Here is a 1,039-nt window from a genome sequence, read left to right as displayed (position 1 = left end):
CTTCTTGAGTGATCACGCCTTGCTCTAGACCTTCTTGAGCAATCATATCCAAGCGGAGGAATGGACGACGTTTACCTTGCGCTTTACAAACTTTGTCGAACACAGGCTCAGCTTGAAGAATCACAGACAGTGCTAACTCAATCTTACCTGCTGGGTTGTGCTCTGTTGGCTCTAGGTACTGGCCACGGCCAATGCGCGAACGTGTTGCACTTGGGGTTTGTAGAATACGTGCCACTTTGCTGTCTAGCTTGTCACTTGGTGCTTTGCGTACACGACCGAATGGCATAATCAGAACGCGAAGTGTGCGGCCAATGACTTTGTTCGGGAAGTTTGCTAGGAACTCATCAACGGCGATTTCTGCTTGTTTTAAGCTATCTTGTAGACCCCAGTGAACCAAAGCCAAATCTTCAGCCGGACGACCATCTTGTTCAAAACGTTTTAGCGTCGCGGAGCTTAGGTATAGCTGACTGAGAATGTCACCTAAACGCGCAGATAAACGCTCTTTACGTTTCAACGAACCACCAAGCACAGCCATTGAGATATCAGACAGAAGCGCTAGGTTGGCACTGTAACGGTTTAGCTGTTGGTAGTAGCGTTTCGTTGCATCTTTAGTCGGTGCCGATGAACCGAGACCAGCGCTCAAACCAAACCAAATACTGCGAACGAGGTTACTCATGGTAAAGCTCACGTGGCCAGCTAACGCTTTGTCGAATTTCTCAACCGCGTCGCTCGCTTCTGAGTAAGCTGCGTTCATTTCTTCAAGTACATATGGGTGACAACGAATCGCACCTTGACCGAAGATGATCATCGAACGAGTCAGAATGTTTGCACCTTCTACCGTTACGGCGATTGGAGAGCCTTGGTAGCCACGAGCGAGGAAGTTCGAAGGGCCTAAACAAATGCCTTTACCGCCGACAATGTCCATCGCGTCAATGATGCTTTGTTGACCGCGGTGGGTACAGTGGTACTTCACGATTGCAGAGATAACCGATGGCTTTTCACCTAGGTCGATACCCGCAACGGTTAAGTTGCTTGCTGC

General features: G+C 49.2%; 1 protein-coding gene. It reads right to left on the bottom strand.

The annotated features are described in order from the left end of the window. Positions 1 to 1,039 (bottom strand): acyl-CoA dehydrogenase domain-containing protein (locus R7093_RS24165; protein ID WP_318146878.1); only part of this gene is annotated, 1,039 nt, incomplete at both ends.

This window comes from Vibrio sp. 1580 (assembly GCF_033340055.1).
Note: the sequence above shows the minus strand (reverse complement) of the source record. Positions and strands in the feature narration are given on the sequence as shown.